The 26,029-nt window shown below is 68.0% G+C and carries 24 protein-coding genes; 6 read left to right on the top strand and 18 right to left on the bottom strand.

Features of this window, described 5'->3' with window-relative positions; all coding sequences use genetic code 11:
• Positions 1 to 199 precede the first annotated feature (199 nt).
• Together AC1MEQ_RS01155 and AC1MEQ_RS01150 are read right to left on the bottom strand one after the other, a co-directional pair.
• Positions 200 to 664 carry a phage tail protein gene (locus AC1MEQ_RS01155; protein WP_479793206.1) on the bottom strand — a complete coding sequence of 155 codons (465 nt, stop codon included), beginning with the start codon at positions 662 to 664 and terminating at the stop codon, positions 200 to 202.
• 115 nt (positions 665 to 779) lie between these two features.
• Complete coding sequence (locus AC1MEQ_RS01150; RefSeq protein ID WP_479793204.1) at positions 780 to 1,217, bottom strand: N-acetyltransferase family protein; 438 nt, start codon at positions 1,215 to 1,217, stop codon at positions 780 to 782.
• A 387-nt stretch (positions 1,218 to 1,604) separates the two neighbouring features.
• Here AC1MEQ_RS01150 and zapE point away from each other — a divergent pair, with 387 nt between their 5' ends.
• Both zapE and AC1MEQ_RS01140 read left to right on the top strand, forming a co-directional pair.
• Positions 1,605 to 2,735, top strand: coding sequence for a cell division protein ZapE (gene zapE, locus AC1MEQ_RS01145; RefSeq protein WP_479793202.1), 1,131 nt, complete (start codon positions 1,605 to 1,607; stop codon positions 2,733 to 2,735).
• A 5-nt stretch (positions 2,736 to 2,740) separates the two neighbouring features.
• The gene (locus AC1MEQ_RS01140) at positions 2,741 to 3,427 is read left to right on the top strand and encodes a peptide deformylase (protein ID WP_479793200.1); all 687 of its coding nucleotides are present in this window, start codon (positions 2,741 to 2,743) and stop codon (positions 3,425 to 3,427) included.
• 7 nt (positions 3,428 to 3,434) lie between these two features.
• Here the strand turns inward: AC1MEQ_RS01140 and AC1MEQ_RS01135 are convergent, their stop codons facing one another.
• Positions 3,435 to 5,531, bottom strand: coding sequence for a S9 family peptidase (locus tag AC1MEQ_RS01135; protein ID WP_479793198.1), 2,097 nt, complete (start codon positions 5,529 to 5,531; stop codon positions 3,435 to 3,437).
• 40 nt (positions 5,532 to 5,571) lie between these two features.
• On the opposite strand from AC1MEQ_RS01135, the gene AC1MEQ_RS01130 reads away from it, so the two are divergent.
• The 4 genes from AC1MEQ_RS01130 (at position 5,572) to AC1MEQ_RS01115 (ending at position 8,608) form a co-directional block, all read left to right on the top strand.
• On the top strand, positions 5,572 to 6,429 hold the full coding sequence (locus tag AC1MEQ_RS01130) for a putative RNA methyltransferase (protein WP_479793196.1): 858 nt from the start codon (positions 5,572 to 5,574) through the stop codon (positions 6,427 to 6,429).
• A 126-nt stretch (positions 6,430 to 6,555) separates the two neighbouring features.
• Entirely contained in the window at positions 6,556 to 7,020 is a 465-nt protein-coding gene (locus AC1MEQ_RS01125; protein ID WP_479793194.1) for an NfeD family protein, read from the top strand.
• Positions 7,021 to 7,107: 87 nt separating this feature from the next.
• Complete coding sequence (locus tag AC1MEQ_RS01120) at positions 7,108 to 8,064, top strand: SPFH domain-containing protein (RefSeq protein WP_479793192.1); 957 nt, start codon at positions 7,108 to 7,110, stop codon at positions 8,062 to 8,064.
• Positions 8,065 to 8,260: 196 nt separating this feature from the next.
• Positions 8,261 to 8,608, top strand: a complete 348-nt coding sequence (locus AC1MEQ_RS01115; RefSeq protein WP_479793190.1) for an RNA polymerase-binding protein RbpA — start codon at positions 8,261 to 8,263, stop codon at positions 8,606 to 8,608.
• An 88-nt stretch (positions 8,609 to 8,696) separates the two neighbouring features.
• Here the strand turns inward: AC1MEQ_RS01115 and AC1MEQ_RS01110 are convergent, their stop codons facing one another.
• The 15 genes from AC1MEQ_RS01110 to arc all read right to left on the bottom strand — a co-directional run bounded on the left by AC1MEQ_RS01110 (position 8,697) and on the right by arc (position 26,017).
• Entirely contained in the window at positions 8,697 to 9,428 is a 732-nt protein-coding gene (locus AC1MEQ_RS01110) for a polyprenol monophosphomannose synthase (protein ID WP_479793188.1), read from the bottom strand.
• Positions 9,429 to 9,814: 386 nt separating this feature from the next.
• Positions 9,815 to 11,431 (bottom strand): amidohydrolase, encoded by a 1,617-nt coding sequence (locus tag AC1MEQ_RS01105; protein ID WP_479793186.1) that lies wholly within the window; start codon positions 11,429 to 11,431, stop codon positions 9,815 to 9,817.
• Between the two features lie 90 nt (positions 11,432 to 11,521).
• Positions 11,522 to 14,368 carry a DEAD/DEAH box helicase gene (locus AC1MEQ_RS01100; RefSeq protein WP_479793184.1) on the bottom strand — a complete coding sequence of 949 codons (2,847 nt, stop codon included), beginning with the start codon at positions 14,366 to 14,368 and terminating at the stop codon, positions 11,522 to 11,524.
• Positions 14,369 to 14,419: 51 nt separating this feature from the next.
• Positions 14,420 to 15,181, bottom strand: a complete 762-nt coding sequence (gene tatC / locus AC1MEQ_RS01095) for a twin-arginine translocase subunit TatC (RefSeq protein ID WP_479795995.1) — start codon at positions 15,179 to 15,181, stop codon at positions 14,420 to 14,422.
• A 48-nt stretch (positions 15,182 to 15,229) separates the two neighbouring features.
• Positions 15,230 to 15,478, bottom strand: coding sequence for a Sec-independent protein translocase subunit TatA (gene tatA / locus AC1MEQ_RS01090; protein ID WP_479793182.1), 249 nt, complete (start codon positions 15,476 to 15,478; stop codon positions 15,230 to 15,232).
• Between the two features lie 22 nt (positions 15,479 to 15,500).
• Positions 15,501 to 15,866, bottom strand: a complete 366-nt coding sequence (locus AC1MEQ_RS01085; protein WP_479793180.1) for a hypothetical protein — start codon at positions 15,864 to 15,866, stop codon at positions 15,501 to 15,503.
• Positions 15,863 to 17,899, bottom strand: a complete 2,037-nt coding sequence (locus tag AC1MEQ_RS01080) for a helix-turn-helix transcriptional regulator (RefSeq protein ID WP_479793178.1) — start codon at positions 17,897 to 17,899, stop codon at positions 15,863 to 15,865. Before AC1MEQ_RS01080 ends, AC1MEQ_RS01085 begins: the two co-directional genes overlap by 4 nt.
• A 73-nt stretch (positions 17,900 to 17,972) precedes the next feature.
• A complete protein-coding gene (locus AC1MEQ_RS01075; protein ID WP_479793176.1) occupies positions 17,973 to 18,368 on the bottom strand; it encodes an FKBP-type peptidyl-prolyl cis-trans isomerase in 396 nt (131 codons plus the stop codon).
• An 18-nt stretch (positions 18,369 to 18,386) separates the two neighbouring features.
• Positions 18,387 to 19,364, bottom strand: coding sequence for an FKBP-type peptidyl-prolyl cis-trans isomerase (locus AC1MEQ_RS01070; protein WP_479793174.1), 978 nt, complete (start codon positions 19,362 to 19,364; stop codon positions 18,387 to 18,389).
• A gap of 111 nt (positions 19,365 to 19,475) precedes the next feature.
• On the bottom strand, positions 19,476 to 20,846 hold the full coding sequence (gene pafA / locus AC1MEQ_RS01065; RefSeq protein ID WP_479793172.1) for a Pup--protein ligase: 1,371 nt from the start codon (positions 20,844 to 20,846) through the stop codon (positions 19,476 to 19,478).
• 2 nt (positions 20,847 to 20,848) lie between these two features.
• Positions 20,849 to 21,568 carry a proteasome subunit alpha gene (gene prcA, locus AC1MEQ_RS01060; RefSeq protein ID WP_479793170.1) on the bottom strand — a complete coding sequence of 240 codons (720 nt, stop codon included), beginning with the start codon at positions 21,566 to 21,568 and terminating at the stop codon, positions 20,849 to 20,851.
• The gene (gene prcB / locus AC1MEQ_RS01055; protein ID WP_479793168.1) at positions 21,568 to 22,347 is read right to left on the bottom strand and encodes a proteasome subunit beta; all 780 of its coding nucleotides are present in this window, start codon (positions 22,345 to 22,347) and stop codon (positions 21,568 to 21,570) included. The genes prcA and prcB overlap by 1 nt, the downstream gene beginning before the upstream one ends.
• A gap of 2 nt (positions 22,348 to 22,349) precedes the next feature.
• Positions 22,350 to 22,553 carry a ubiquitin-like protein Pup gene (locus AC1MEQ_RS01050; protein WP_479793166.1) on the bottom strand — a complete coding sequence of 68 codons (204 nt, stop codon included), beginning with the start codon at positions 22,551 to 22,553 and terminating at the stop codon, positions 22,350 to 22,352.
• Between the two features lie 87 nt (positions 22,554 to 22,640).
• A complete protein-coding gene (gene dop, locus AC1MEQ_RS01045) occupies positions 22,641 to 24,245 on the bottom strand; it encodes a depupylase/deamidase Dop (protein WP_479793164.1) in 1,605 nt (534 codons plus the stop codon).
• Positions 24,242 to 26,017, bottom strand: coding sequence for a proteasome ATPase (gene arc, locus AC1MEQ_RS01040; protein ID WP_479793162.1), 1,776 nt, complete (start codon positions 26,015 to 26,017; stop codon positions 24,242 to 24,244). The genes dop and arc overlap by 4 nt, the downstream gene beginning before the upstream one ends.
• Between the last annotated feature and the right edge of the window lie 12 nt (positions 26,018 to 26,029).

The following is a 26,029-nucleotide window of genomic DNA, read 5'->3' as shown; positions in this document are numbered from 1 at the left end:
CGCGCCCCGGACGGAAACGTCATCAACATCGTGCGTCACCACGACGAGACGTACGGTTCGCCCTCAAGCGGTTCCACGAACGGCAGGGGGACGGTGGGAACCGATTAGTTGACATAATGTAGATTATCGGCGTTTGACTGAAGACCCCAGGACGTCGGCTCCAGGGTCGGCATTCCCTGCGTGCGCTCGTGTTCGGAACTCAGTATTCACCCTTGATGACGAAGTACGATCCACGGATCACGCCGGCCAGCTTCGATTTCTGCCGGGCGAACTTGAACGTCGAGGCCAGTTCTTCTGGTACGTCCATGCCCTCGGCAAGCTTGAACCCCACGGCACGCTTTGAGCCGTCCTCGATTCCATACATCACGTTGATCGACAGGCCGGATTCGTAAAACACATAATCCATCCTGTTGCCGCCCGCTTCGAACGACGTGGCCTCCAGCGGCCGTGACGCGATGGAAATGTTCCGTTCGGCCGCGAGTATGCGATTCACGCGATCGATCGTTTCCGGTGCATCGTCGGCGGCCGTGACGGCAAAGACATGATCGTACTTGTTCTTGTAGTAACGCGCCTCGTTGGCCCTCAGGCCGGCCAGGGCCTGCGCAACGGGTGACGACTCCAGCCCCTCGGTGGAGACATCCAGGAAATCTACGATGTATGGCATGAGCGCCCTTTCACATGGATTCGATCGATACCTGCGCCTACTTTAGCGCCGGGATGCTTCGGCCAACTTCTCCGATCCTGCTCGATCCCCGGACCCGCTTCTCCCCCCGCCAAATTTACTGATGGGGATGACCAACCGGACGGTTCGCGCCCATCAGGTAGCCTCGTCCACCATCAAACCGGACGGTATGAAACGACGGCGCGGCGGCGACCAACGCGAACCCAAATTCCCGGTGCATTTCGATCGATGCCGTGTTGCCGGCACTCACGACGTACCACGCAGTCCCCGATCGCTCCCAGATCCATTCCACGCGCCGACGGGTCAACAAGCTCCCGATGCCTTGCCGGCGATAGGACGGAAGCACCGTCACCCCACCCAGGTAGTGACCTGCTGGTGCGGACCCTTCCGGGTAGTCCCAATGGTGGGTCTTGCCCCAACCCACGAGTTGCTGGCCACGCTCGGCCACGACCACCAATCGTCCGTCGTCATCAGCGGCGGTGAGATACGAACCAGGCGTTCCGGAGGGCCGTCCGGCGTTGACGTTCAATTTCATGATGGCCGGTACGTCCTCGACCTCGGCTTCCCGGATGACAACCCCTGGCGGGGGTTGCCCTGTCGTCCTTCCGGTGCGGGATCCGTCGTCGTTCACTACATCCGGCCTCCCCCGAAATTGCCCGCAGGGTCCTGACTCCACCTCTGCACCCCTTTCCCTGCCTACGCATTGCCAACAGACGAGAAGTCCCGGATGGGCGCAAAGGCACTCAGCGTACTGGTCCCGTCGGGTGGGCCTCGTCGTTTTCTTCCCCCTGTTGTCTGCGACCGTACGCGCTGCCGTCCGCGCGGGTGTCCGGGACGCCCAGTTGATGATGCCCCACCCATCGGCGGGGCAATCTTTGTAGACTGCGGACATGCCCACCACCGCACCCGGCGCCATCGGCCGATGAGTCCCGTTCCCCCGGCCTTCGGAAACCGCAATTCCGTCCGAAACATCGCCGGCCGTATCGAAGACGCTGCCGCGGGACACGGCCTCGAACTCGACCAGGGACAGCTCCGCCTCGTCCACGAATTGGCCACGGCGGCTTCCCACGCCTTGTCGCGGCGCTCGTCGGCGCCCCCGGAGAACCACTACATCTACGGGCCACCCGGGCGGGGTAAATCGTGGCTGCTGGGGCTGCTCCACGATGCCGTGCAGACCGATGGCAAACGCCGAATGCACTTCCACGACTTCTTCCGCGAACTCCATGCCCGGACCCACGGCGCCGAGCAGCCAGCTGCCGGCGGAGATCCACCCATCGACCAGGCACTGGACGAGATGCTCGGCAGCACGCGTATCCTCTGCTTCGACGAGCTACACGTGCACGACCCCGGCGACGCGATGTTCTTCGCCCGGACCCTGAAAGCCATTTTCGCCCGGCGTATCCTGCTCATCACCACCTCGAACTACGCACCCGATGACCTGTTGCCGAACGAGTACTTCCACCACCTCTTCGAACCGACGATCGAACTGATCAAGAACGGCATGTCCGTGACGCGGCTCGACGCCGGAACGGACTACCGCACCCTCGGCTCCACTCCCCCGGGCGGCCACGGCTACACGTCGGGCCATGTCCTGGTCCCCGGTTCGGCGGGGCAATTGCGCGCCGCCAATCTCCCCGTTCCCGCAGCCCACGAACAGACGGACGTCAGGCCGACGGCCCACTCGTTTCCTGCGTTCCGCGCCGCACAGGGCCAGATCTGGTTCGACTTCCGCGCGATCTGCGATGCGCCGTCGGCCGCCTCGGACTACCTCTACCTCGCCGAGCACTTCGACCACGTGGTCATCGACGGCGTCCCGGCCCCGGACCGGGTGGGGCCCAGCGCCTGGAAACGCCTGGCCAACCTCATCGACGTCCTCTATGACCGCGACATCCGGACCGACCTCATCTGCATGTCGACGCCGGATCCCGCAGCCGCCGGCGGACACCCCATCGACACCGCACGGATGGCCAGCCGGCTGGCCGCCCTCCGCACGATGGGCCACCACCCGGCCCCTGAGTTCGAACCATCCACCATGAACCACCCAGACAGGTAGCCCCCGTGCCCTCAAACGTCCCGACATCCCCCCTGTACTCCCCCGCCGAACTGGTCGACGTCGTCGCCGCAATGGTGTCGCGCTTCGAGCGGGACGACACCGGGATGCCGGTGCCCGCATCTTTGCCGCCGATCGTGCAACTGGGTCATCCGGTGCTGCGCTCAGGCACCCCCGAGTACACCGGGGAGCTGTCCGACGAGCTGTTGGCTGACCTGCTCGAGGTCATGCGCGCGACCATGCATGCCGCGCCGGGCGTGGGGCTGGCGGCCCCGCAGATCGGCCTGCCCTTGCGCCTTGCCGTGTTGGAGGACGGCTTCCCCCTCGAGGTGGGCAACGCCGAGGCACGCGAACGCGTCCCACTGGAATACTTCGCGGCAGTCAACCCCTCCTACGTGGCGCGGGGCGAACGCACGGCCTCGTTCTACGAGGGATGCCTGTCCTTTGACGGCTACCAGGCAGTGGTCGAGCGTCCCGCCGACCTGCTCGCCTCCTACACCACCGAACGCGGCGAGAGGGTCCAGCGGGATTTCTCCGGCTGGCAGGCACGGATCTTCGCCCACGAGACCGATCACCTCGACGGCACGGTCTACATCGACAAGGCGATCACCCGCAGCCTCAGCACCGGCGCCGAGTACGCCCAACGCTGGGCGGCACCGGGCATCGGTGCCGCCCGCAACGGGCTGGGTTTCTAGCGGGATCCTAGACGGAGGCAGCCACCGGTGCACCGCCGTCGTTCCCGGCTGAGGTGACCGGCAGGTAGCGGGACCACCAGTCCAGGATCGCCTCGAAGCGCTGGCGGCGGTGCCAGGGGGTGCCGCCGCGGGAGAGCTCGTGGTTTTCACCCGGGAAGAGCAGGAACTCCGCTTCGACGCCGTGGCGCAGCAGCTCGGAATAGTAGCGCTGGGCCTGCTCCAGCGGGCAGCGGTAGTCCTCCTCGGAATGCAGCACCAGGGTCGGGGTGCGGACCTGGGAGACCTTGGCCATCGGACTCTGCTCGAGCGTGGCGGCAATGTCGCGCCCGGTGTACTCCTCGCTGAAGAACCAGCCGATGTCGCTCGTGCCGGTGAACGAGAGCGGGTCCAGGTAGCCGCGCTCGACGATGGCCGCGGCGAACCGGTGGTCATGGGCGATCGTCCACGCCGTCAGGTAGCCGCCGTAGGATCCGCCCAGGACGCCCACCCGGCCGCCATCCAGCGCGGGTTCGGAGGCGACGGCCCCCTCGAGGAAGGCCAGCACGTCCTGCAGGTCGACCGTGCCCATCGCCTCCTTGATGGCCAGCCCATGGGCGCGTCCGTAGCTCGCGCTGCCGCGCGGGTTGCACTGCAGCACTGCATAGCCGGCCCGCGCGTAGACCTGGGCCTCGTCGAAATAACCCCACCCGTACTGCGCATACGGGCCGCCGTGGATGTTCAGCAGCACGGGATGCGGGCCGGTTCCCTCCGGCAGGAAGAGCCACCCGTGCACCGGGTAGCCGTCGGCCGAGTCGAGCACGAGCTCACGCGGTTCGATGATCCGGGTCGCCTCGCGCAGGCCCGCGGCGAAATCGGTTAGCCGGCGCACGCCGCCGGCCTCCGGAACCCCGATCTCGCCGGGGGTGGTCGGATCGGTGTAGGAGAGCACGACGGCGCCGCCCTCCTCGGCCACGCCGTCCGCCACCTGGTTCCCGGAGACCAGCACCTCGGTCTGCCCGGTCGCCGAGATGACATGCACCTCCGCGGAACCGCGCACGCGCGCCAGGGCGGCGATGTCGCCGGCCCCGTACCGCACCAGCGAGCCGGTTTCGCTGTAGTCCACGGTGTCCGGGTCCGTCAGCCGGCGGGGTTCCCCCGAACCGATGGCCTCCGCGGCAAGCACGTAGACGGCGGCGCTGCGGGCGACGAAGTCGATGCCCGTCTCCCCCACCTCGCTGCCCAACAGGAACAACGATGCACCGTCGCGGCTGAAGCGCACGCAGTCGTAGCCGGTGTCCGACGTGGCCGAGCCGGCGACGGGCTCGACCTCCGGCTGGCCGTCGTCGGCGGTGTCCAGCCCGGCGACGGCGACCCGGTGGATCATCGAGCGCAGGTCGCGGTCGGCGCTCTCATGCAGGGCTGCGGTGAAGTAGACGTGGGATCCATCGGGGCCGAACTCCGGGTTCGAGCAGTCGCGGTCCGGCGGCGTGATGAGCCGGGCCGGCGGGAATTCCCCGGTGGACGACGGACCGTCAACGCCTGCGGCCTTCGCCGCGCGGCCGACCGGTTTGACGAAGGGCTCGGCGTCCAGGTCCGGGAGCTCAACCAGGTGGATCCCCGAGCGCTTGTCGTTGCCGAATCCCAGCCCGTTGAACCGGTACTTGAAGCCGGTGATGCGCCGGGGGTCCTCGGCTCCGGCTTCGATGCCGTCCACAGTCCCGTAACGCCCCTCGGCCGGTGTCCGGCTGGTGAAGGCCACGCGGCGGGAGTCGGGCGAGAATGCGAAGCCGCCGACGCCGAGGTGGCGATCGGTGACCAGACGCGGTTCACCGCCCCGGGCGTCGACGATGGCCAGCTGCATCCTGCCCTTGGCGTCGGGTCGCAGGAAGGCGATCATCCGGCCATCGGGCGAGAACTGCGGTGCGACGTCTCCGCTCCCCCGCGTCAGCCTTCGGGGCTTCTGCTCATCGGCGTCGGCGGCCGGCAACTCGAGCGCCCACAGCTGGCCCACGACGGAGTCCGCATCGAAGCTCGGATGGCTGGCGGAGAAGACGGCCACGCGGCCATCGGGGCTTAGCGTCGGTGCGGATACAGTGGTCAGGAGCTCAAGCTGGTCAGGTTTCACACAGCGAGCGTATCTGAAAGACTTATTGAAGGAAATAGCCGTGCCCGATGATTCCATCGACCTGAGTTGCCCGGTCTGCGCCGAACCCCTCACGGCAACCCAGCGGCCCGCCCGGACGTTGGCCTGCCCCGCCGGACACCGGTTCGACGCCGCCAAGCAGGGCTACTTCAACCTCCTCACCGGACGCGGGACCTCCTTTCGAGAGGACACCTCGGCCATGGTCGAGGCCCGGGCCCAGTTCCTGGCCGCCGGCCACTACGCACCGTTGGCCGAGGCCCTGGCCGCGGAAGCCCTCTCCGCGCACCCGGGCACCAGTCCACGGATCCTTGATGCGGGGGCCGGGACTGGTTATTACCTCGATGCGGTGGCCCGGGCCTTCGACCGCGCCCCGGGCGGCCGTCCGGAGTCGCTCGCGCTGGACATTTCCCGCTATGCGATGCGACGGGCGGCCAGGCTTCCGCGGACCCGGGCACTCGTCTGGGACCTCTGGCGGCGGCTGCCCGTGGCGGACGCCGGCGTCGATCTGCTGCTGGATGTATTCGCTCCACGCAACGGCACCGAGTTCGCCCGTGTCCTGGCTCCCGGCGGCCACGCCCTGGTGGCCACTCCCCTGCCGGAGCACCTCGGTGAGGCCACGGGGCCATTGGGCTTGCTCTCCATCGGCACCGACAAGGGGGAATCGGTCACCGACGCCCTCGGGCCGGACTTCGAGCCACTGCACACACAGGAAATCAGGACCCCGCTTCATCTTTCGGACGACGACGCCGTCCGGCTCGCGTTGATGGGCCCCGCCGGCCACCATCATGATGCGGCCGGCATACGGGAACGCCTGGCCGAACAGCCCGTGCCACAAGTGGTGACCGCAGCCTTCCGGATCCAGGTCTTCCGCCGGCGCTGACGCCGCCGGACCCACCTTTCGGCTCGAACATACCTCCCAAGGCTGATGATCCGGGGCGGGCCCATCAGGCAAGATGGAAGGACCGAGGGCGGAAGGTGCCCTCCCGACGTTGATGCAGGTGCCGATATGTTCGAATGGGTCCTCTCAAACGCCTGGGTCTTCTGGCTGGCGTTGTTCCTGGTACTGGCGATCATCGAGATGATGTCACTGGACCTGTACTTCATCATGCTCAGCGTCGGTGCGCTCGGAGGCGTCTTCGTCGCCCTCGCCAGCGGGGATTTCTGGCTTCAGGCCCTGGTGTTCTGCCTCCTGTCCCTGGCCATGATCTTCTTCGTCAGGCCCATCGCGCTCCGCCAACTCCACAAGGGGCCCGCGGACCGGCTGACCAATGTCGACCGGCTGGTCGGACAGGACGCCCTGGTGCTCGAACCCACCACGAAAATGGGCGGCAGGGCCAAGATCGGCGGCGAGACCTGGAGCGCGCGCAGCGAGGACGAGACGGCGCTGGCACCGGGCATGTACGGGACGGTCGTCCGGATCGACGGTGCCACCGCATTCATCACCACCCGTGCCCAGGCGCACGGCCACTAGTCACTCCGGCGGTTCGACGTCGTGGATCCACGGCACCGTATTCGCCAACAGCCCCTCCGGGGGCCACACAGAATAGGGGAATAACACATGACAGGCCTAGGCATAGTCCTGGCAGTACTCGCGGTCTTCGTGATCATCGTGCTGCTGCGGTCCGTACGCATCGTCCCGCAGGCGCGGGCAGGCATCGTCGAGCGGCTGGGTAAGTACCAACGCACGCTCGGCCCGGGCCTGACACTGCTAATCCCCTTCGTGGACCGTCTGCTCCCGCTCCTGGACTTGCGAGAGAACGTTGTCAGCTTCCCGCCGCAGCCCGTGATCACCGAGGACAACCTCGTGGTCTCGATCGATACGGTGGTCTACTTCCAGATCACCGAGCCGCGTGCCGCCACCTACGAGATCGCGAACTACATCCAGGCGGTTGAACAATTGACGACCACCACGCTGCGCAACGTCGTCGGTGGCCTGAACCTCGAGGAGGCGCTGACCAGCCGCGACCAGATCAATGGCCAGCTGCGTGGGGTCCTCGACGAGGCCACCGGCAAGTGGGGCATCCGAGTCTCCCGCGTCGAGCTCAAGGCCATCGATCCGCCGCTGTCCATCCAGGATTCCATGGAGAAGCAGATGCGCGCCGAACGTGACCGCCGGGCGGCGATCCTGACGGCAGAGGGAACCAAGCAGTCCCAGATCCTCACCGCGGAAGGACAGCGGCAGGCCGCCATCCTCGCCGCCGAGGGCGATGCCAAGGCCGCGATCCTTCGTGCCGACGGTGAAGCCCAGGCGATCGAGAAGGTCTTCGACGCCATCCACGCCGGTAACCCGGATCAGAAGCTGCTGGCCTACCAGTACCTCCAGACCCTGCCGAAGCTCGCTCAGGGCAGCTCGAACAAGCTGTGGATCATCCCCAGCGAGGTCGGAGAGGCCCTCAAGGGCATCGGTGGTGCCCTGGGCAACTTCACGGACACGGACGGCGGCCAGCCGTCATCGCCGTCCGCTGCCGGCTCCCCCACGCGCCCGCAGCCGCCGGAGCAGCCCAGCCAGCCGTAGCTGCACACATCCCGGACCAGCGGGGTCGCGGAGGGCCACCTCCGCGCCCCGCTGCGTTCGGCGCACAGGCGGCCCCGCCAGTTGGAACGCGTATACTGGTGGCTTTGAGACTTCCGCCGATTGGCCGGGGAATGTTCACCCGGCCAGCCGCGTTGTATATCTAGACGACACCAGCAGCACGCAGTAGGGAGAAAACATGAGCGATCGCAGTCTTCGCGGGATGCGCCTGGGCGCACAGAGCATGGAGACCGAAGCCGGTGTTGAACCGGCACCCCGCCAGCGCGTGGAGTACCGGTGCGCGGATGGGGAACAAGTCTTCGTGATGTTCTCCACCGAGGCCGAGGTCCCTCCCACGTGGGTTTCCAAGACCGGCAAGGAAGCCCTGCTCGTCAACGGCGAACAGCCCGACAGGTCCAACGAGAAGCCGGTGCGTACGCACTGGGACATGCTTCTCGAGCGCCGTTCCGTCGATGAACTCGAGCAGATCCTCAAGGACCGGCTCGACAAGCTCCGGTCCGCACGCGGCGAAAAAGTCAACGCCTAGGGGCTCGACCCCCACCAACGGCAAGGGCCGGGCGGCGCACCACGTGGTGCGCCGCCCGGCCCTTGGCTGTTGATGGGCCCTGCGCGGCCTAGAACTTGCCGGTGAGCTTCTTCCAGCGTGCCGTCAGACCCCAGCGGGTGACGTTGAGCATGGCCTCGACCACGATGTTCCCACTCATCTTGGACACTCCGAGCTCCCGCTCGACGAACGTGATCGGGACCTCGACGATCTTCTTGCCCATCAGGGCAACGCGGAACGTCATGTCCACCTGGAAGCCGTATCCCACCGACTCGACCTCGTTGAAATCCAGTGCTTCCAGGGTTTCCCGCCGGAAGGCCCGGAACCCGGCGGTGATGTCCCGGATGCCCAGTCCCAGCATGAGCCGGGAATAGGTGCTGCCCGCCACGGAGATGAGCTTGCGGTAGGGCGGCCAGTTCACGACGCTTCCGCCACGTACCCACCGGGATCCGATGACCAGGTCGGCATTCTGTGCCGTCAGCGCGTCCAGCAACCGCGGAAGCTGTTCGGGCTGGTGTGACCCATCGGCGTCGAGCTCCACCAACACGTCGTACCCGCGCTCCAGACCCCAGGTGAACCCTGCCAGGTAGGCAGCGCCCAAACCGGCCTTGCCCTCCCGGTGCAGGACATGGATCTGCGGATCGGACTCGCCCAGGTTCCGGGCGAACTCCCCGGTACCGTCTGGGCTGTTGTCGTCGACCACCAGGACATCCGACTCCGGGACGGACTCCCGCAACCGTTTGATGGTGATGGGGAGCGACTCGATCTCGTTGTAGGTCGGAATGATGGTGATTACCCGCACGCGGTTACCCTTCTGGACTGTTTAGGCGTTGGACGCGGCTGCGGACCCGGGGTCCGCGCCCCACCGATGCAGCAGTGGGGGAAAGCCAATGTCCCAGTATACGGGCCGGGCGGCCGCGGGCAGGGAAAGGCCCCGGGAACTTCGGACCAAAAAGCACGCACGCATGCGAAATCGATTTGTTTTCTACTGTTCCCGGGGCCTGCCTGTGTTGTTTGCCGGAATGCCGACGCGACGCCGTAGGCCTAACTACCATCGCCGTTGAGAATCCAGCCTATCTGCTGACGTGTGCCTGTCAACTGTGGGCTGACTAGACGTTTTGGAACCAGCTCCTAGTCAGGACCGGCGCGTCGTCGGCCCAACGGATCGCCACGGCCGCGATGCACCGGTCAGGGGCGCTGGTAGATCGTCCGACCGAGACGAACGGTGCGCAAACATGTGGGCAGTTCCTCATCGAGCACCGGCAGCATGGGGGTTCCCGCCCGGGCATCCGTGCTCCACGACGAAACCCGTGCGTCAGGGGTCTGGACCGCCAGTTCCGAAGCGGCCCAGATCGCGAAGGTCGCCTCCGATCCGGGGACCAGCTGGCCGGCCAACGGGTCCGGATCCCCGAACGCCCGGTAGCCGGCCCGGGTGTGGGCCACGAAGGCGGCCCGCGCCGAAACCCGGGCGGTCTCGGTATGGTGTTCGAGGCATGCCTTCACGGTCGCCCACGGGCTGGTTGCCGTCACCGGGCTATCGGACCCCAGACAGACGGGTACACCGGCGGTCAGCAGCCGGCCCACCTCGTTCATGGCCGCGGAGCGGTCTGCCCCCAACCGCTGCTCGTACTCATCACCGGGTCCACCCCACATGGCGTCGAAGAGCGGTTGCATGGAGACCGTGACCCCCAGGTCCAGCAGGAAGGCGATGGCCTGTTCGTCGATCATCTCGGCGTGTTCTATCCGGTGCCGCCCCCGTTGGATGGCAGCCGCGCCGAGGTGCTGCTCCGCCAGGCGGAAACCGGCCACCGCCTCGTCCATTCCGGCATCGCCGATGACATGGAACCCCGCCTGGATACCCGCCTCGGTGCACGCCTGGACATGCTTCGCGATCGTCTCGGCATCCAGGTAGAGCGTCCCCCTGCTGGATGGCTCATCGGTGTAGGGGGCGCGGAGGTGGGCGGTGCGCGAGCCCAGGGACCCGTCGATGTTGAGGTCACCGCCGAGCCCGGCCATGCGGTCGTTGCCGAACTCCGCGAGCACTCCCCGGGCTTCGTCGGCCGAGGACACTGCCTGTGCCCAGTAGATCCGGACGGCGGGCAGGTCATCACCCTCCGCGTCGAGCAGCGAGTTCAAGGCGGTGATGTCCTCGCGGGTCCCAATGTGCGGAGCACCCATTTCGGCGACGGCGCCATACCCGTTGGAGGCCAGGTGCTGCAGGGCCAGGCGCTGGTAGCGGGCCCGGGATTCCCCGGTGAAGGCCAGCACCTGCGCGCGTACGCGGGTATGTGCTTCGCGGACGGCCAACGGGCCGCCCTCCCAGCCGTCCAGCCCTTCGAGGCCAGCCAGGCGCGCCAAGGTGCGGTTGACCAGTCCGGAGTGGACATCGACCCGGGTCAGGTAGACCTCCCGCCCCGGGGCCGCGTCCTCCAACTCGTCGATGGTGGGGACGCGGCCCTCGGGCCACTGGCTTTCATCCCATCCCGAACCGACGATCGGGCCCGGTTGGGTGGCCGCCCGGCTGGTTATGGCCTCCAGCAATCCGGACAGCGAGGCGCAATCGGACAGGTCCAGCGACGCCAGGGCAACACCGGTCTCGGTCAGGTGCGCATGCGAGTCGACGAAGGCCGGGGCAACGAGCGCACCCTCCAGATCGACCACTTCCATGTTCGCATCGAGGAGCGCCTCGGCGGCTGCCTCCTGGCCGACCCAGGCGACGGCACCGCCATCGACCAGCATGGCGGTGGCAAACGGGTCGGCCGCACTGTAGACGGCTCCGTTGCGGTACAAGACCAGTCCGGACATGTGTACTTCCTTTCCTGCAGGGGGGCGACCAGTGGATCGCCGCAAATTCGTGGGTGGCGCGTATCCGGGCGCCGGCGGGGTCGCAGTGGGCTAATCGGCCACGCTGGAGTAGGCGACGACGCCACGGCGGATGGCGTCGACGGCTGCCCGGGCCCGGCCGGCCAACACCGGAGAGAGATCGGGGACCTTGGCCAGCTGGTCCAGCGTGTCGATCACCTGTTTGGCCCACCGGACAAAGTCGCCGGCCGCGAGGTCGGTGCCGCGCAGGCAGTCCTTCAGGTCCTTGCCGCGCGCCCAGTGGTACATCGGCCACACCAGGCCCGAGTCCGGCTCACCGGTCTCCGGGAGCCGGTTGGACACTTCCAGGTCGGTGAGTTCGGACCAGTTCCGCACGGCCACCGCCCAGGCAGCCTCGATGGCACGGCTGGGCATCTTCGGATGCGCCCCGGAGGTCTCGCGTTTGGCCTGGTAGACGAGCGTGGTGACGAACCCTGCCAATTCGGCGGCGGAGAGTACGTCCATGCACCCCGATTCAAGGACCAGGGAGGTCAGCAGGTCGCGTTCGCCATAGATGCGCCGCAGTCGGTTCCCGGCCGGCGTCGTCACCAGGACACCACCGCCCGTTCCCCCCTCGGGCAGGGCGAGGTAGCCGTAATGCTGCAGGATCGAGCACACCCGGTCGAACGTCTTGGCGATGGTGTTCGTCCGGCCGGCGATCTGCCCCGACAGCCGGTCCGTTTCGGTCTTGAGGTTCCACCACCGTTCGGCCCAGCGGGCGTGGTCCTCGCGTTCGCTGCACCCGTGGCAGGGGTGGCGCTTGAGTTCGCGGCGCAGCGCGGTGATGCGTGCTTCCTGCTGGTCGCTGCCCGGGAAGTCGAAGCCCCCCGCACCGCGCCGCGGCGGACGGTGTTCGTGCAACGCGTTGCGCAGCGACGCAGCAAGGTCCTTGCGTTCCTTGGGGGTGCGGCCGGTGAAGGACTTCGGGATCCGGATCCTCGAGATGACCTCGACGGGTCCTTCGAGGTCCTGGACGCCCACCCGGCGGACCTGCCGGTCCTCGGTCAGGACCGTGGGGCGCGGATCGCGCAGGGAATCCGCCAGGGCGATCACCACGCTTCGGCCGAGCCTGCGCGGTCCGGGCACGTCGATGACGTCGCCGGGTACCAGCAGCTCCAGGGACTGTTCGGCCGCGGAGCGGCGCATCCGGTGGGCGGTCCGCGATGCGTCCTTCTCGGCTTGGCCGAGCTCGTGGCGGATCCGGGCGTATTCTCCGAAGTCGCCCAAATGGCAAGCCATCGATTCGGCGTACCCTGCCATGGATTCCTCGCGGCTGCGGACCTGCCGGGCCAGCCCGACCACCGAACGGTCGGCCTGGAACTGCGCGAACGAGGACTCCAGGATGCTCCGGGCCCGGCCCATGCCGAATTGCGACGAAAGGTTCAGCGACATGTTGTAGGTGGGTCGGAAACTGGAGTTCAGCGGATAGGTGCGCTTGGACGCCAGTCCGGCGACGGCGGCCGGGTCGGTACCGGGCTGCCACAGGACCACGGCGTGGCCCTCCACGTCGATGCCACGGCGCCCCGCGCGACCGGTCAGCTGGGTGTATTCGCCGGCGGAGATCGACACATGGGATTCGCCGTTGAACTTCTCGAGCTTTTCCAGCACGACGGACCGGGCGGGCATGTTCACGCCGAGGGCGAGGGTCTCGGTGGCGAAGACCGCCTTGACCAGGCCCTGGGCGAAGAGCTTCTCGACGACCTCCTTGAAGATCGGCAGCAGGCCGGCGTGGTGGGCGGCGAAGCCGCGCAGCAGGCCCTCCCGCCAGGCCCAGAATCCGATGACCTCCAGGTCATCCGGCGGGATTTCCCGGGCGACCGCGTCGATCTCCCGTTCGATCCTCGCCGACTCGGATTCGGTGGTCAGGAAGAACCCGGTGCGCACGCATTGGGCGACGGCGGCGTCGCACCCCTTGCGCGAGAAGATGAAGACGATGGCCGGCAGCAATCCGGCCTGGTCGAGGGACAGGACCAGCTCCGGACGGGAGACGCGGTGCTTCTCGGGTGGGGTGGGCGGGCTGTGCGGTCCGGCATGGCCCTTGCCCCGCCGATTGGCGCGTCCGCCACCACCGCGGAAGTTCCGGCGTTCATCGCGTTGGGCCAGCTTCGTGAGCTCCGGGTTCACGGCAATGCTCCGCTCGGGCGATCCGCCCCCGATGGCCGCCGCCTCGTCGAAGGCCACGTCGCCGGCGAAAAGATCGAGCATCCGCCCCCCGGCCATCACGTGCTGCCACAACGGGATGGGACGGTGTTCGGACACGACAATCGCCGTGTCCCCGCGGACCGTGTCCAGCCATCCCCCGAATTCCTCGGCATTGGACACGGTGGCGCTGAGCGAGATGACCTGCACGCTTTGCGGCAGGTGGATGATCACTTCCTCCCAGACCGCCCCCCGGAACTTGTCCGCCAGGTAGTGGACCTCGTCCATGACGACGTAGGCCAGGCCCGCCAGCGTGTCGGAGTCGGCGTAGAGCATGTTGCGCAGGACCTCGGTGGTCATCACGACGACGTCGGCTTCGCCGTTGACCGTGGTGTCGCCGGTCAGCAGCCCGACCTTGTCCGGGCCGTAGTAGGCGCTGAGTTCATTGAACTTCTGGTTGCTCAGGGCCTTGATGGGCGTGGTGTAGAACGCCTTCATGCCGCGTTGCAGCGCGCAGTGGATGGCGAATTCACCCACGACCGTCTTACCCGCCCCGGTCGGGGCCGCGACCAGGACCCCGCGGCCCTGTTCGACGGCGGCACAGGCCTCGACCTGGAATGGATCGAGGTCGAATTCGAGTCCACGCCGGAACGCCCCGAGCTCGGTTTTCGCCTCGGTGGCGCGTTCACGCCATGCGGCGTACTGCTCTGCTGGTGAGCCCATGCCTGACCACCCCTTCATTGGTTGGAGGATTTCGGCGCCGCCATCACCCTACCCGCGCGGGGCCACCGGTCAGTCGACGGATTCGCCGTTGGCGATCAGCCGCTCGTTCTCCGCTTCCTGCGCCAGACGGCGTTTGGCACGCCGCTTGTCGTTGACCAGGCAGAAGACGGTGGCCGCCGCGAACAACACCAGCAGGGGGCCGGCCAGAACGAACATCGTCAGGGCATCGCCGCCCGGTGCCGCCATGGCGGCGACCAGGCAGATCAGGAAGACGGTGATGCGCCAGTTCTTCACGATGACGCGGCCCGGCAGGATCCCGATCATGTTCAACCCGACCAACAAGACGGGGATGATCATGGACAACCCGAAGGCAAGCAGCAGGCGCAGGACGAAGCTGAGGTATTCCGGGACGGTGATCAGGTTGACCGCGACGTCCGGGGTGAGCCCGATGAAGAAGACCAGCGCGTGCGGCAGCACCCAGTAGCCCAGGTAGATTCCCAGCAGCAACAGCGGTACGGACGCCCCGATGAAGGCCAGCGCAGTGCGCTTCTCCTTCTTCTGCAACCCCGGGACGATGAAGGCCCAGAGCTCGTAGAGCCAGACCGGGGAAGCCATGATCAGCGCGAGGAAGAGCGACACCTTGATCATGATGTCGAAGGGCGAGACGGCGGTGCTGAAGTTCGCCATGCCGCCGGCGTCCTTCAGCGGCTGGATCAGCAGCGCCAGGACGGGCCGGTAGAGAAAGAATCCGCCGATGGCAGCGAGGAAGAGCGCGCCGAGGGAGATGAAGAGCCGATTGCGCAGCTCGATGAGGTGGGCCTTGAGCGCCATCCTCCCCTCGGGGTTGGACTTGCGCCCTGTTCGTTCTGTCACAGAGAACTAGAGCTTGGGCCCGCGGTGGTCGGGATCGACGACCTTGCCCTCGACGGGCTCGTCGGAGGCGTACGGATCCTCGGGGTCCTTCGGATCCTTGGGGCTGTCGTCCTTCATCTGCCGGACCTCTGACTTGAAGATGCGCATGGACTGGCCGAGCGATCGGGCCAGCCCGGGAAGCTTGGGGGCGCCGAAAAGGAGCAGCGCCAAAACAACGATGATGACAATGTGCCATCCCTGCAGGCCAGCAAACATGGGGGAACTTCCTTTCGTCTGCCTACAAGTCTACGTCACGTGCATACAGGTCGCGCACCCGTTGGGCCTGCCCGCGGGAACGTTTTCCATCGATGCGGCGCTGCCGGCGCGCCCGACGGCGGGCGGACTTTGCGTCGTCGTACTCGGCACGGGCATCCCCGCGGGAGCGGAAGAGCACAGCGGGCCCCGAGGCGGGGCGCGGCCGGGCGCCCAGGTCCTCCTCGAGCGGTTCACCCGGTGGCAGGACCAGGGCGTCCCCGGCGTCGGTCACCGCGGCGAACATGGCCATGAAACGGCGGTACAGGTACAGGGTGCAGAGCGCCAGGAAGACGAGCGTTGTCAGGACGAGCACGGTCCACAGCAGGATCCAGAACCACCAGGGCATCATGAGTTCTCCTCGGTCAGCGGGTGGGGTTGGCGTTCGTGGTCGGCGGCCAGGGCGGCTTCCAGCCAGCGGCGCACCGATTCGACGGCCGGTGGCGGGTCGATGACCCGCAGCTCTCCCCCGTGGCGGGCCACGAGACCGGGCAACTGGGCGGCCTCGGCGATGCCGACCTGCGCGACCAGGGTCCCGTCCTTGGCCTTGGTGCTGTCCAGCGGTGCAAACTCATCGGCGAACCGGTGCAGCCGGGGGGCGAAGCCCAGGACGACGGTCGTGTCCTCGGGGCCCTGCGTGTACAGCGCGCCCTCTTCGGCGGCATGGCGTTCGGGGTCACGGCGGTAGGTCTCCCCCGTCGGCGCGGCGGCCAGAATCCTATCGAGGCGGAAGTTGCGCCGTCCGGTGGCGCGTCGGCACCAGGCCTGCAGGTAGGTGCGGCCGGCGTCTTCGAGCAAACGGATCGGCTCGACGTCGCGTTCGCTGATGTCATCGCGCCCCGGGTGGTAGTAGCTCAGGTGCAGGACCTGGTCGGCGCCGGTCGCGGCGGTGACGGTGTCGCGGGTGGCGGACGCCTCGGTCGCCGTCAGCCGGGCCGAGACGACCCGGTCGATGTCGCCGAATTCCCCGGCCGCGTCCCGCAGTTTCCCCAGTGCGCCGCGTGCGGCGTCGCGGTCCTGTCCCCCGGGCAGGTCGAGCAGGGTCTGCAGGCCCACCAGCAGGGAGAACGCCTCGAGCAGGTTCAGCCGGATCGGGGCCGAGAGCCCCTCGGCGTTGGCGATGGAGACGCGGTCCCCTTCGAAGTCCACGTCGATCAATTCATCGGGAAGCCCGTTGGGGACACCGCACATCTGGATCATGGCGAGGTCGTCGATGAGGCGTCGGCGGCTCAGGCCGAAGTGGGCCGCGGTCTCCTCGATCAGCGGCGCCCCCTCGCGCACCACGTAGGCGATGATGTCCAGCGCCCGGGCAACGACATCCGAGGAGGACGGGCGCCCGCCGGACCGTGCCTGGCCGAACGTGTAGCCGGGTGCCGGGGCCTGCGCCGCGTCGAGCGCGCCCTGAAGATGGCGGACGACGGCGGCACGCAGGCTCTCCGGGGCCAGCACGGTGATCGCCGGGCCGAGTTCGGCCAGTTCGGCGCCGGTCGCCTCGTCGTCCTGGTAGTCAAAGGAGATGGTATCGGCGGTGGAACCCCCCTCGTCGTCCCCCGCTCCCTCGTCGGCGTCGATGGCACGGCTGCGCAGGGCCAGGCCGCGTCCCGGGGCCAGCCGCACCGTGGCACGCTGGCGGGCCGATTCGGGATCCAGGGCGTCCAGCACCTCGCCGATGCGGAAGCCCGCCGGGCGGTCGACGGCGCCGGGGCGGCGGGCGATCTCGGAGGTGATCCGCGAGAGCCGGAAGATCCGCTGCCCTTCCCGGTCGCGGTCCCAGCCCACCAGGTACCAATGCCCGAACCGGTTTCCGATGCCCCACGGTTCAATGGTGCGCACGGCGGCCCCACCGGAGGGCGGGCGGTAGGTGAAGCGGATCGGGGTCCGGTCCCAGACGGCGGCCAGCAGGTCGCGGAAGACCGCGTCGGCGGCGTGCAGGCGGGGTTCGAACGTCTCGAACGACGCCCCCGCAGCGTCGGGGCCTTCGGCTGCCGGGGAGAGGCGGTTGAAGGCGCGGTCGGCGGCGCTGGCGATGGTGGGGTCCTTCCACACCCGGGCGGCCAGGCCCAGCGCCAGTGCCTCCGCCGGGGCAAAGGAGACGGCGGGGAGGCGGTACACCTCGGGGCGGACGCGGTAGTGCGCATCCTGCCGGTCGTTGCCGAAGTAGGCGTCGCCGGTGATCGTTTCCAACGGGACGCCCAGGCCGCGGAGGTCCTCCTTGTCACGTTCGAACTTGCGCTCGAAGGCGTCGTCGGAGAGGCCCTGGTAGTCGTCCACGATGCCGCGCAACTCGGCGCGCGTATATCCGCGGCGGCGGGACATCAGCGCATAGGTGAGGCTGACGAGCTTCTCCGTGCGCGAGGGCGCACCCGGGTTTCGTTTGGCAGACACACGCTTACGTTACTAGAAAGCACGACGGCGCCGCCCCACACCAGGGGCGACGCCGACGGATGTGGTGGCCGGGTTAGCGGGCGTCCACCAGATCGACCACGAAGATCAGCGACTCGCCACCGGCGATGGCGGCTCCGGCGCCACGGTCCCCGTAGGCCAGATGCGACGGGATCTCGAGCCGACGGCGGCCGCCGACCTTCATCCCGACCAGGCCCTGGTCCCACCCCTGGATGACCTGGCCGACGCCGACGCGGAAGTCCAGCGGTTCTCCGCGGTTCCATGATGCGTCGAATTCCTCGCCGGTCGACCAGGCGACGCCGACGTAGTGTGCCGACACGGTGGTGCCCGGTGCCACCTCGGCGCCGTCACCGACGATCAGGTCCTCGATGCCCAGCTCCACTGGCGGGGTCGTTCCGGGGAAATCAACCTCCGGCTTGGTGCGGTCGTATTCGCGCTTGCCAAAAGACAATGGGTGTCCTTCCTGTTTCTACTTCGAAGCCGCTTGGACCGACTTCACGTTGACAACGAATACGAGGGTACCCTGCGGTTTGCCCGGCTGCCCGTCGTAGGCGAGCTTGCCCGGGATGGTCAACAGGACGGTGGATCCGACCTTGACGCCTTCCAGGCCCTGGGTCCAGCCCTTGATGACCTGGTCCAGCGAGAAGGTGGCGGCTTGCCCGCTGTCATAGCTGGAGTCGAATTGCGTGCCGTTCTCCCATTGGGCCCCGGCATAGTCGACCGTGACGGTGTCGGTCTTCTTGACCTCCGGGCCGTCGCCCTCCTTCAGGGTGGTGACCTTCAGCTCGGCGGGCGGCTCGTTGCCCGCGGGGATCTTCACCGTGGCGTTTCCTTCGTCGCCGAGGGTCGCGCTGGCCTCCGCGTCCTTCTTGGCGTCACCGCTTTCCTTCTCCCACGAGACCTTGGGATCCGACGCGCCGACGACCTTGAGGATCAGGACCTGCTGGGCGGTCGCCGGTTCGGCCGACTTCGACGCCGATGGCGACGCCGATTTCGACGGCGATGCGCCGCTCGCGGACGGGTCATCCGGGCGCACATAGGCGACCCACGACCCCACCTTGGTTCCGACCAGGACGCCGTAGATTTCCGCGTCGGCCTTCTTCAGGTCATCAACCATCGACAGCGTCATGGGCGGCTGCGTGAACGTGTTCCCGACTTCCGTTCCGTCCTTGGTGTTGTAGCCGGCCAATTTGTAGGAGACGTTCTGGCCCTCTTCGACCTTCGGCCCGTCGCCTTCCTCCAGGACCTTGGCACCGGGGGCCGTGGCCTTCATCGGCGTGTCGAATTCGACCTTGGGTGCCGAATTGTCGTCGGCACCGGGGGTCAGTTTGATGGAGGACAGCGGCTCCGCCGCGCCAACGGTCTTCGGGGTTCCGGATCCGCAGGCGGTCAGCGCCAGCAGCGCCACCCCGAGAACCAGTGCAAGCAGCTTGCGCACAAAATCCACTTTCGTCGTCGTACATCGTCTGGGTCGGCCGACCACGCTCGGTTTCCCGGCGTTCAGGCCATATCAAGCTTAGGTCCGGTGCCTGTGAATGCGCTGAGGCGGCGCGCCGGTTCAGCGCGGGGCGATCAGCCCCATGAGCTCCTCCACCCGCGGGTCGGTGTTGGCGAAGGGGTCCTTGCACAGCACGGTCTGGCCGGCGTGGTCGTTGAGCTTGAGGTGGACCCAGTCCACGGTGAAGTCCCGTCCGGCGTCCTTGGCGGCGCGGACGAAGTCGCCACGCAATTTGGCCCGGGTGGTCTGCGGCGGGTTCTCGGCGGCGTCGGCGATGTCCGCTTCGGGGACGACGGTCGCCGCCCGGCCGCGGGAGCGCAGGAGCCCGAACAGGCCACGCCGGGGGTTGATGTCATGGTAGGTCAGGTCCAGTTGGGCGATCCGCGGGGAGGAGAGCTCCAGCGCGTTCTTGTCCTGGTATTGCCGGATGAGGCGGTGCTTGATGGCCCAGTCGATCTCCGTGTCGATCCCGGAAGCATCGCCGCTGGCCACCGCGTCGAGGGCGCGGCGCCACAGGTCCATCACCCGCGGCAGGTGCGGGGTGTGGGCACCGTGGCGTTCGACAAAGGCGGTGGCCTTGTCGAAGAAGATCTCCTGCAGTTCCAGCGCGCTGAGCTCCCGGCCACTGGCCAGGCGGACCTTGCGCCGTCCGGTGAGATCATGGGAGATCTCACGGATGCTGCGGATGGGGTTCTCCAGGCGCAGGTCCTCCATGATGGTGCCGGCCTCGATCATGCGCAGGATCAGGTCGGTGGAGCCGACCTTGACCAGCTGGGTGGTCTCGGACATGTTGGAGTCCCCGACGATGACGTGCAGCCGCCGGTGGTATTCGGCGTCGGCGTGCGGTTCGTCGCGGGTGTTGATGATGGGCCGCGACCGGGTGGTCGCGGACGAGACGCCCTCCCACACGTGGTCGGCACGCTGCGAAAACGCGTACCGGTGTTCACCGTCCACGGGCAGGACCTTTCCGGCGCCGGCGATCAGCTGCCGGGTGACCAGGAACGGGATGAGGATCTCGGCCAGCCGGGCGAATTCGAGCTTGCGCGGGATGAGGTAGTTCTCGTGGCAGCCATAGGAGTTGCCCGCCGAGTCGGTGTTGTTCTTGAACAGGTAGATCGACCCGTCCAGCCCGTCGGCGCGCATGAGCCCCTCGGCACTGGTCACCAGCCCGTTGAGTATCGACTCCCCCGCCCGGTCGTGGCTGATCAGCTGGGCGACGTCGTCGCATTCGGCGGTGGCGTACTCGGGGTGGGAGCCGACGTCCAGGTAGAGGCGCGATCCGTTGGTGAGGAAGACGTTGGAGCTGCGCCCCCAGGCCACGACGGGTTTGAAGAGGTAGCGGGCGACCTCCTCGGGGGTGAGCGGGCGGCCCGTGGGCGAGGAGTACGCGATCCCGAATTCGGTTTCGATCCCCATGATGCGGCGGTCCATGCTCAGGCACCGTCCTCTCCGGCGAGGGTCTGGACGACCTCGTCCTTGCCATAGCGTCTGAAGGTGCGGCGGGTTCCACGGGCCGGTGGGGGCGTGCGGTCCAGCACGGCCACCTCCAGCAGGTCCGCTGCCGGGGTACCGGTGAGCTGCGGCAGCGCGGCCGCCGCGCTGCGGATGACGTCGCCGAAGCCTGCGGCGGCCAGGTCGCGGCCGGACCATGCGTCGTCCAGGGCGGCGGACAGCGACATGGCGTCCCCGCCCATGACGATCATGCCGGGCTCATCGGAGATGGATCCATCGAAATTCACCCGATACACCTGGTCGGCGTCGGGTTCCTCCCCCACCTCCGCCACGGCGAGTTCGACCTCGAACGGCTTGGTGTCGGCGGTGAAGACGGCCCCGAGGCTTTGGGCGTACACACTGGCCAGGCCCCGGCCGGTGACGTCCTCCCGGTCGTAGGAGTAGCCGCGGGTGTCCGCGTACCGGACGCCCGCCTGGCGCAACGACTCGAATTCGTTGTACTTGCCCACCGCGGCGAACGCGATGCGGTCGTAGATCTCCCCGATCTTGCGCAGCGTCCGCGAGGGGTTCTCGGCGATCAGCGCGATCCCGTCCCGGCAGCTGGCGACGATGACCGAGCGGCCGCGGGCGATGCCCTTGCGCGCGAAGTCGGCCCGGTCCTTCATCAGTTGTTCGGGCGAGACGTAGAACTGGGCGCTCATCAGGCCTCCCTGGCCGTGGCCGAGCGTTCGGCGACGATGTCGTGGGCGATCCGGGACAGCTCGTCGTCGGGGATGCGGAAGGATCCGGCGGCGTCGACCCGGTAGAGGACCGGCCACAGGTGCCGGACCAGGTCCGGGCCCCCGGTGGCCGAGTCGTCGTCGGCCGCGTCGTAGAGCGCCTCCATGGCCACCCGGGTCGCCGCGGTGGCGTCGAGGCCGGGGTGCCAGAGTTTCTTCAGCGCGCCCCGGGCGTAGACGGAGCCGGAGCCGATGGTGTGGTGTTCGATCTCCTCGAACCGGCCGCCGGTGATGTCGAAGGAGAAGATCCGCCCGGCCTGCTGGCGAGGGTCGTACCCGGCGAACAGCGGGACGACCGAGAGCCCCTGCATGGCCAGGCCGAGGTTGGACCGGATCATCGCGGCGAGCCGGTTGGCCTTGCCGTCGAGGCTGAGCAGCGCCCCTTCGATCTTCTCGTAGTGTTCGAGTTCCACCTGGAACAGCCGGACCAGGTCCAGGCCGATGCCGGCCGAGCCGGCGATCCCGACGACGGAGTAGTGGTCGGCGGCGAAGACCTTTTCCATGTGGCGGCTGGCGATGACGTTGCCGATGGTGGCACGCCGGTCACCGGCCATGACCACCCCGCCGTCGTAGGCCAGGGCGGCGATCGTCGTGGCGTGGCGCAGGCCCTCGGGTGCCGGGACCGCCTCGCGGGCCGGCAGCAGGTCGGGCCGCTCACGCACCAGGTAGTCCACGAAGGACGGCCCGTCGGGGGTCTGCATGGCTACTGTCCGCCCTTTTGCACGAAACCGCGCACGAACTCCTCAGCATTTTGTTCGAGCACGCCGTCGATGTCGTTGAGCAGGTCGTCCACATCCTGCGTCTGCGCCTGCGCGGCGGGCGAGACCGGCGCGGGTGCCGGAGCACCGGCGTCGTCGACTTCCTGCTCCTGCGTGGACGGCTGCGGCCGCTGCTGTTCCTGTGCCATGGTGTGCTCCTTACCTCGGGGCGGCGTACCGCCGATGCCTCTATCTTGTCACTGTTGCCGCGCTTGTCACGGGGCGGTCCCGGGCGATCAGCTGCCGCGGCGCAGCTCGTCGACGAACGCACCGACGTCGAGCCCGGCGTCGAAGAGCCGCCCGACCAGCTCGCGGGTGCCGCGTAGCGGTTCCGGGGTCGCGATGCGCTGGGTTCCGGGGCGGCCCGGGATGCTGAAGGTCACCGCATCCCAGCTGGCGCCGAGGACGTCGTCGGGGTAGGCGCCCAGGCAGCGTCCGCGGAAATAGGCGCGGGTGTCCTCGGGCGGTTCGACGACGGCGGCCCGGACCTGGTCGGCGGTGAATAGGGTCTCCATGAGCCCACGGGAGGCCAACCGGTGGTACAGGCCCTTCTCGGGGCGGATGTCGGCCCATTGCAGGTCCATCATCGCCAGCCGGTGGTCATCCCAGGCGAGTCCGTCGCGATCTCGGTAGCGGTTCATCAAATCCATTTTGGCCACCCAGTCCACGGTCGCCTTCGCCGAGGAGACGTCCCGGCGCAGGGTGTCCAGGGTGTCCTGCCAGCGGGTGAGCACGTCGGTGGTCGCCGCGTCGTCCGCCCCGGTGCGCGCGCAGTGGTCCCGGGCGGCGTCGAGGTACCCCTGCTGGATCTCCAGCGCGGTCATCCGCCGGCCGTCGGCGAGTTCGACGACGGTGCGCAGGGCGGGGTCGTGGCTGATCTGCTGCACGGCGGCAACCGCGTCCCTCAGGTGCAGCTGCGGGGCTGCGCCGGCCTCGATGAGGGACAGGACCAGCGCCGTGGTGCCCACGCGCAGCAGGGTGGAGACCTGCCCCAGGTTCGCGTCCCCGGCGATGACGTGCAGCCGCCGGTACTTCTCCCAGGTGGCGTGCGGTTCGTCGCGGGTGTTGACCAGCGGGCGGCGGATGGTGGTTTCCAGCCCGACCTCGGCCTCGAAGAAGTCGGCGCGTTGGCTAATCTGGTAGCCGGCGTTCTGGCCGGTCATGCCCAGCCCGACGCGGCCGGAGCCGCACAGGACCTGGCGGGTGGCGAAGAAGGGCAGCAGCCCGGCGGCGATGTCGTCGAAGGGCGTCGCCCGGGGCATCAGGTAGTTCTCGTGGGCCCCGTAGCTGACCCCCTTGTTGTCGGTGTTGTTCTTGTAGAGCAGCACCTCGGCGAAGCCCGGGGATGCGGCGATGCGGCGCTGGGCGGCCAGCGCCACCTGGTCCCCGGCCTGGTCGTAGAGCACCGCGGCGTGCGGGCCGGTGGTTTCGGGGGCTGAGTATTCGGGGTGCGCGTGGTCCACGTACAGCCGGGCGCCGTTGCCCAGCACCATGTTCATCAGCACATGCCCGTCGGCGTCCTCCTCGCTGTAGAGGGTCTGGCCGGCCCGGGCCTCGCCGCCGGCCAGGGCGATCTCCTCGGCGGTGAGATCGCGCGGGGTGTCGGTCAGCTGCGAGGCGTCGGCGACGGCGCGGGACATGTTCCAGCCGCGGGCGTCGGACAGCGGGGCCTCGTCGGCGTAGTCCCACCGCGTCCCGGCCAGGTGGCCATACCCGGAACGGACCGTGGCCGCGTACGCGTTGATGACCTGGGCGGAGAGGATCGTGGAGTTCGCCCCGGGCTGGCTGGGTGCCAGGACCCCGAATTCGGTTTCCAGCCCGATGACCCGGCGCACGCTCACAGGTACTGCCCCGTGTTGGAGTACCCCTGTCCCGGCTCCCCCGCGAGGCTGCGGCCGGTGGCCGCGCTGGCCTTGTCCTGGACGATCGTGCGGATGTAGGTGATCCTCTCGCCTTTCTTGCCGGAGATGCGCGCCCAGTCGTCGGGGTTGGTCGTGTTGGGCATGTCCTCGTGTTCGTGGAACTCCTCGACGACCCCGCGCAGCAGGTGCTCGATCCGCAGGCCGCGCTCCCCGGAGGTCAGCAGGTCCTTGATGGCCGACTTCTTGGCCCGGTCCACCACATTGCGGATCACGGCCCCGGAGTTGAAGTCCTTGAAGTACAGCGTCTCGGTCTCCCCGTTGGCGTAGGTGACCTCGAGGAACTCGTTCTCCTTCTCGGTCGAGTACATCGCCTCGACGGTCTGGCGGATCATCGCCTGCACCGCGGCCTCCGGGTGGCCGCCGTGCTCGGCGAGGTCGGAGGCGTGCAGGGGCAGGTCGGTGGTGAGGTATTTCGCGAAGATCTCCGCGGCCCCCTCGGCGTCGGGGCGCAGCACCTTGATCTTCACGTCCAGGCGGCCCGGGCGCAGGATGGCCGGGTCGATCATGTCCTCACGGTTGGAGGCACCGATGATGATGACGTTGTCCAGCTTCTCGACGCCGTCGATCTCGCTGAGCAGCTGCGGCACGATCGTGGTCTCGACGTCGGAGGAGACTCCGGTGCCGCGGGTGCGGAACAGCGAGTCCATTTCGTCGAAGAAGACGACGACGGGGTTCCCGCCGGCCGCCTTTTCCCGGGCACGGGAGAAGATCAGCCGGATGTGGCGTTCGGTCTCGCCCACATACTTGTCCAGCAGCTCGGGTCCCTTGATGTTCAGGAAGTAGCTGCGGGCGCTCTCGCCGCCGCGCAATTCGGCGGTGCGTTCGGACAGCGAGTGGGCGACCGCCTTGGCGATGAGCGTCTTGCCGCAGCCGGGGGGCCCGTAGAGCAGGATGCCCTTGGGCGCCTTGAGCCCGTGCTCGCGGTAGAGGTCCTGGTGCAGGAACGGCAGCTCGACGGCGTCGCGGATCTGTTCGATCTGCGGGCCGAGTCCGCCGATGTCGGCGTAGGAGATGTCGGGGACCTCCTCGAGGACGAGGGACTGCATCTCGGAGAGGTGGACCCGTTCGGTGGCCAGACCGGTCCGCGGGTCGATGGCGAGGGAATCCCCGACCCTGACCTTCTCGCGCAGCAGCGGTCCGGCGAGGCGGATGACCTTCTGGTCATCGGCCCGCCCGACGGCCAGGACCCGGCCGTCGTCCATGACCTCCTTGACGGACACCAGTTCCCCGGAGGCCTCGAAGCCGAGCCCGGCGACGATGGTGAGCGATTCGTTGAGCAGGACCTCCTGGCCCAGCTGGAGGGCCTCGAAGTTCAGCAGCGGGCTGATGGCCACACGCAGCTTGCGTCCGCCCTGGATGATGTCGGCGCTCTGCACGGCCGTGGAGGCGATGGCCGTCCCGGCGGCGGGGTGGGTGCGGGCGTTGAGGGAGACGATCGTGCCGAAGGTGAACGGGGTGTCGCCGTCCTGGTCGAGCGTGGCCTTGAGGGTGACGATCTGCTCGCGGGTGCGCTCGAGCATGGCGGTCAGCCGCCCGTTGTTCGCCGTCGCCGTGCCGAGTTGCCGGTCCAGGTTCCGTGCCTTGTCACGCAGCACATTGAGCTGGCGCTCGGCAATGTCGAGCTGGCCTTGCAGCCGCGCGTCGCGCTGCGTGCCCTCGGGTCCGGGGGTCGGCGTCGTATTTTCCGGCATGTGGGCACCCTT

Source organism: Arthrobacter sp. ASL1 (assembly GCF_056680475.1).
Note: the sequence above shows the minus strand (reverse complement) of the source record. Positions and strands in the feature narration are given on the sequence as shown.

What these genes read in the sequence shown, in the direction of transcription:
- AC1MEQ_RS01155 (WP_479793206.1), bottom strand. Translation starts at nt 664, where the DNA reads ATGCCATACATCGTAGATTTCCTGGATGTCTCCACCGAGGGGCTGGAG.
- AC1MEQ_RS01150 (WP_479793204.1), bottom strand. Translation starts at nt 1,217, where the DNA reads ATGAAATTGAACGTCAACGCCGGACGGCCCTCCGGAACGCCTGGTTCG.
- zapE (WP_479793202.1), top strand. Translation starts at nt 1,605, where the DNA reads ATGAGTCCCGTTCCCCCGGCCTTCGGAAACCGCAATTCCGTCCGAAAC.
- AC1MEQ_RS01125 (WP_479793194.1), top strand. Translation starts at nt 6,556, where the DNA reads ATGTTCGAATGGGTCCTCTCAAACGCCTGGGTCTTCTGGCTGGCGTTG.
- AC1MEQ_RS01120 (WP_479793192.1), top strand. Translation starts at nt 7,108, where the DNA reads ATGACAGGCCTAGGCATAGTCCTGGCAGTACTCGCGGTCTTCGTGATC.
- AC1MEQ_RS01115 (WP_479793190.1), top strand. Translation starts at nt 8,261, where the DNA reads ATGAGCGATCGCAGTCTTCGCGGGATGCGCCTGGGCGCACAGAGCATG.
- AC1MEQ_RS01105 (WP_479793186.1), bottom strand. Translation starts at nt 11,431, where the DNA reads ATGTCCGGACTGGTCTTGTACCGCAACGGAGCCGTCTACAGTGCGGCC.
- AC1MEQ_RS01100 (WP_479793184.1), bottom strand. Translation starts at nt 14,368, where the DNA reads ATGAAGGGGTGGTCAGGCATGGGCTCACCAGCAGAGCAGTACGCCGCA.
- tatC (WP_479795995.1), bottom strand. Translation starts at nt 15,181, where the DNA reads ATGGCGCTCAAGGCCCACCTCATCGAGCTGCGCAATCGGCTCTTCATC.
- tatA (WP_479793182.1), bottom strand. Translation starts at nt 15,478, where the DNA reads ATGTTTGCTGGCCTGCAGGGATGGCACATTGTCATCATCGTTGTTTTG.
- AC1MEQ_RS01085 (WP_479793180.1), bottom strand. Translation starts at nt 15,866, where the DNA reads ATGATGCCCTGGTGGTTCTGGATCCTGCTGTGGACCGTGCTCGTCCTG.
- pafA (WP_479793172.1), bottom strand. Translation starts at nt 20,846, where the DNA reads ATGGACCGCCGCATCATGGGGATCGAAACCGAATTCGGGATCGCGTAC.
- prcA (WP_479793170.1), bottom strand. Translation starts at nt 21,568, where the DNA reads ATGAGCGCCCAGTTCTACGTCTCGCCCGAACAACTGATGAAGGACCGG.
- prcB (WP_479793168.1), bottom strand. Translation starts at nt 22,347, where the DNA reads ATGCAGACCCCCGACGGGCCGTCCTTCGTGGACTACCTGGTGCGTGAG.
- AC1MEQ_RS01050 (WP_479793166.1), bottom strand. Translation starts at nt 22,553, where the DNA reads ATGGCACAGGAACAGCAGCGGCCGCAGCCGTCCACGCAGGAGCAGGAA.
- arc (WP_479793162.1), bottom strand. Translation starts at nt 26,017, where the DNA reads ATGCCGGAAAATACGACGCCGACCCCCGGACCCGAGGGCACGCAGCGC.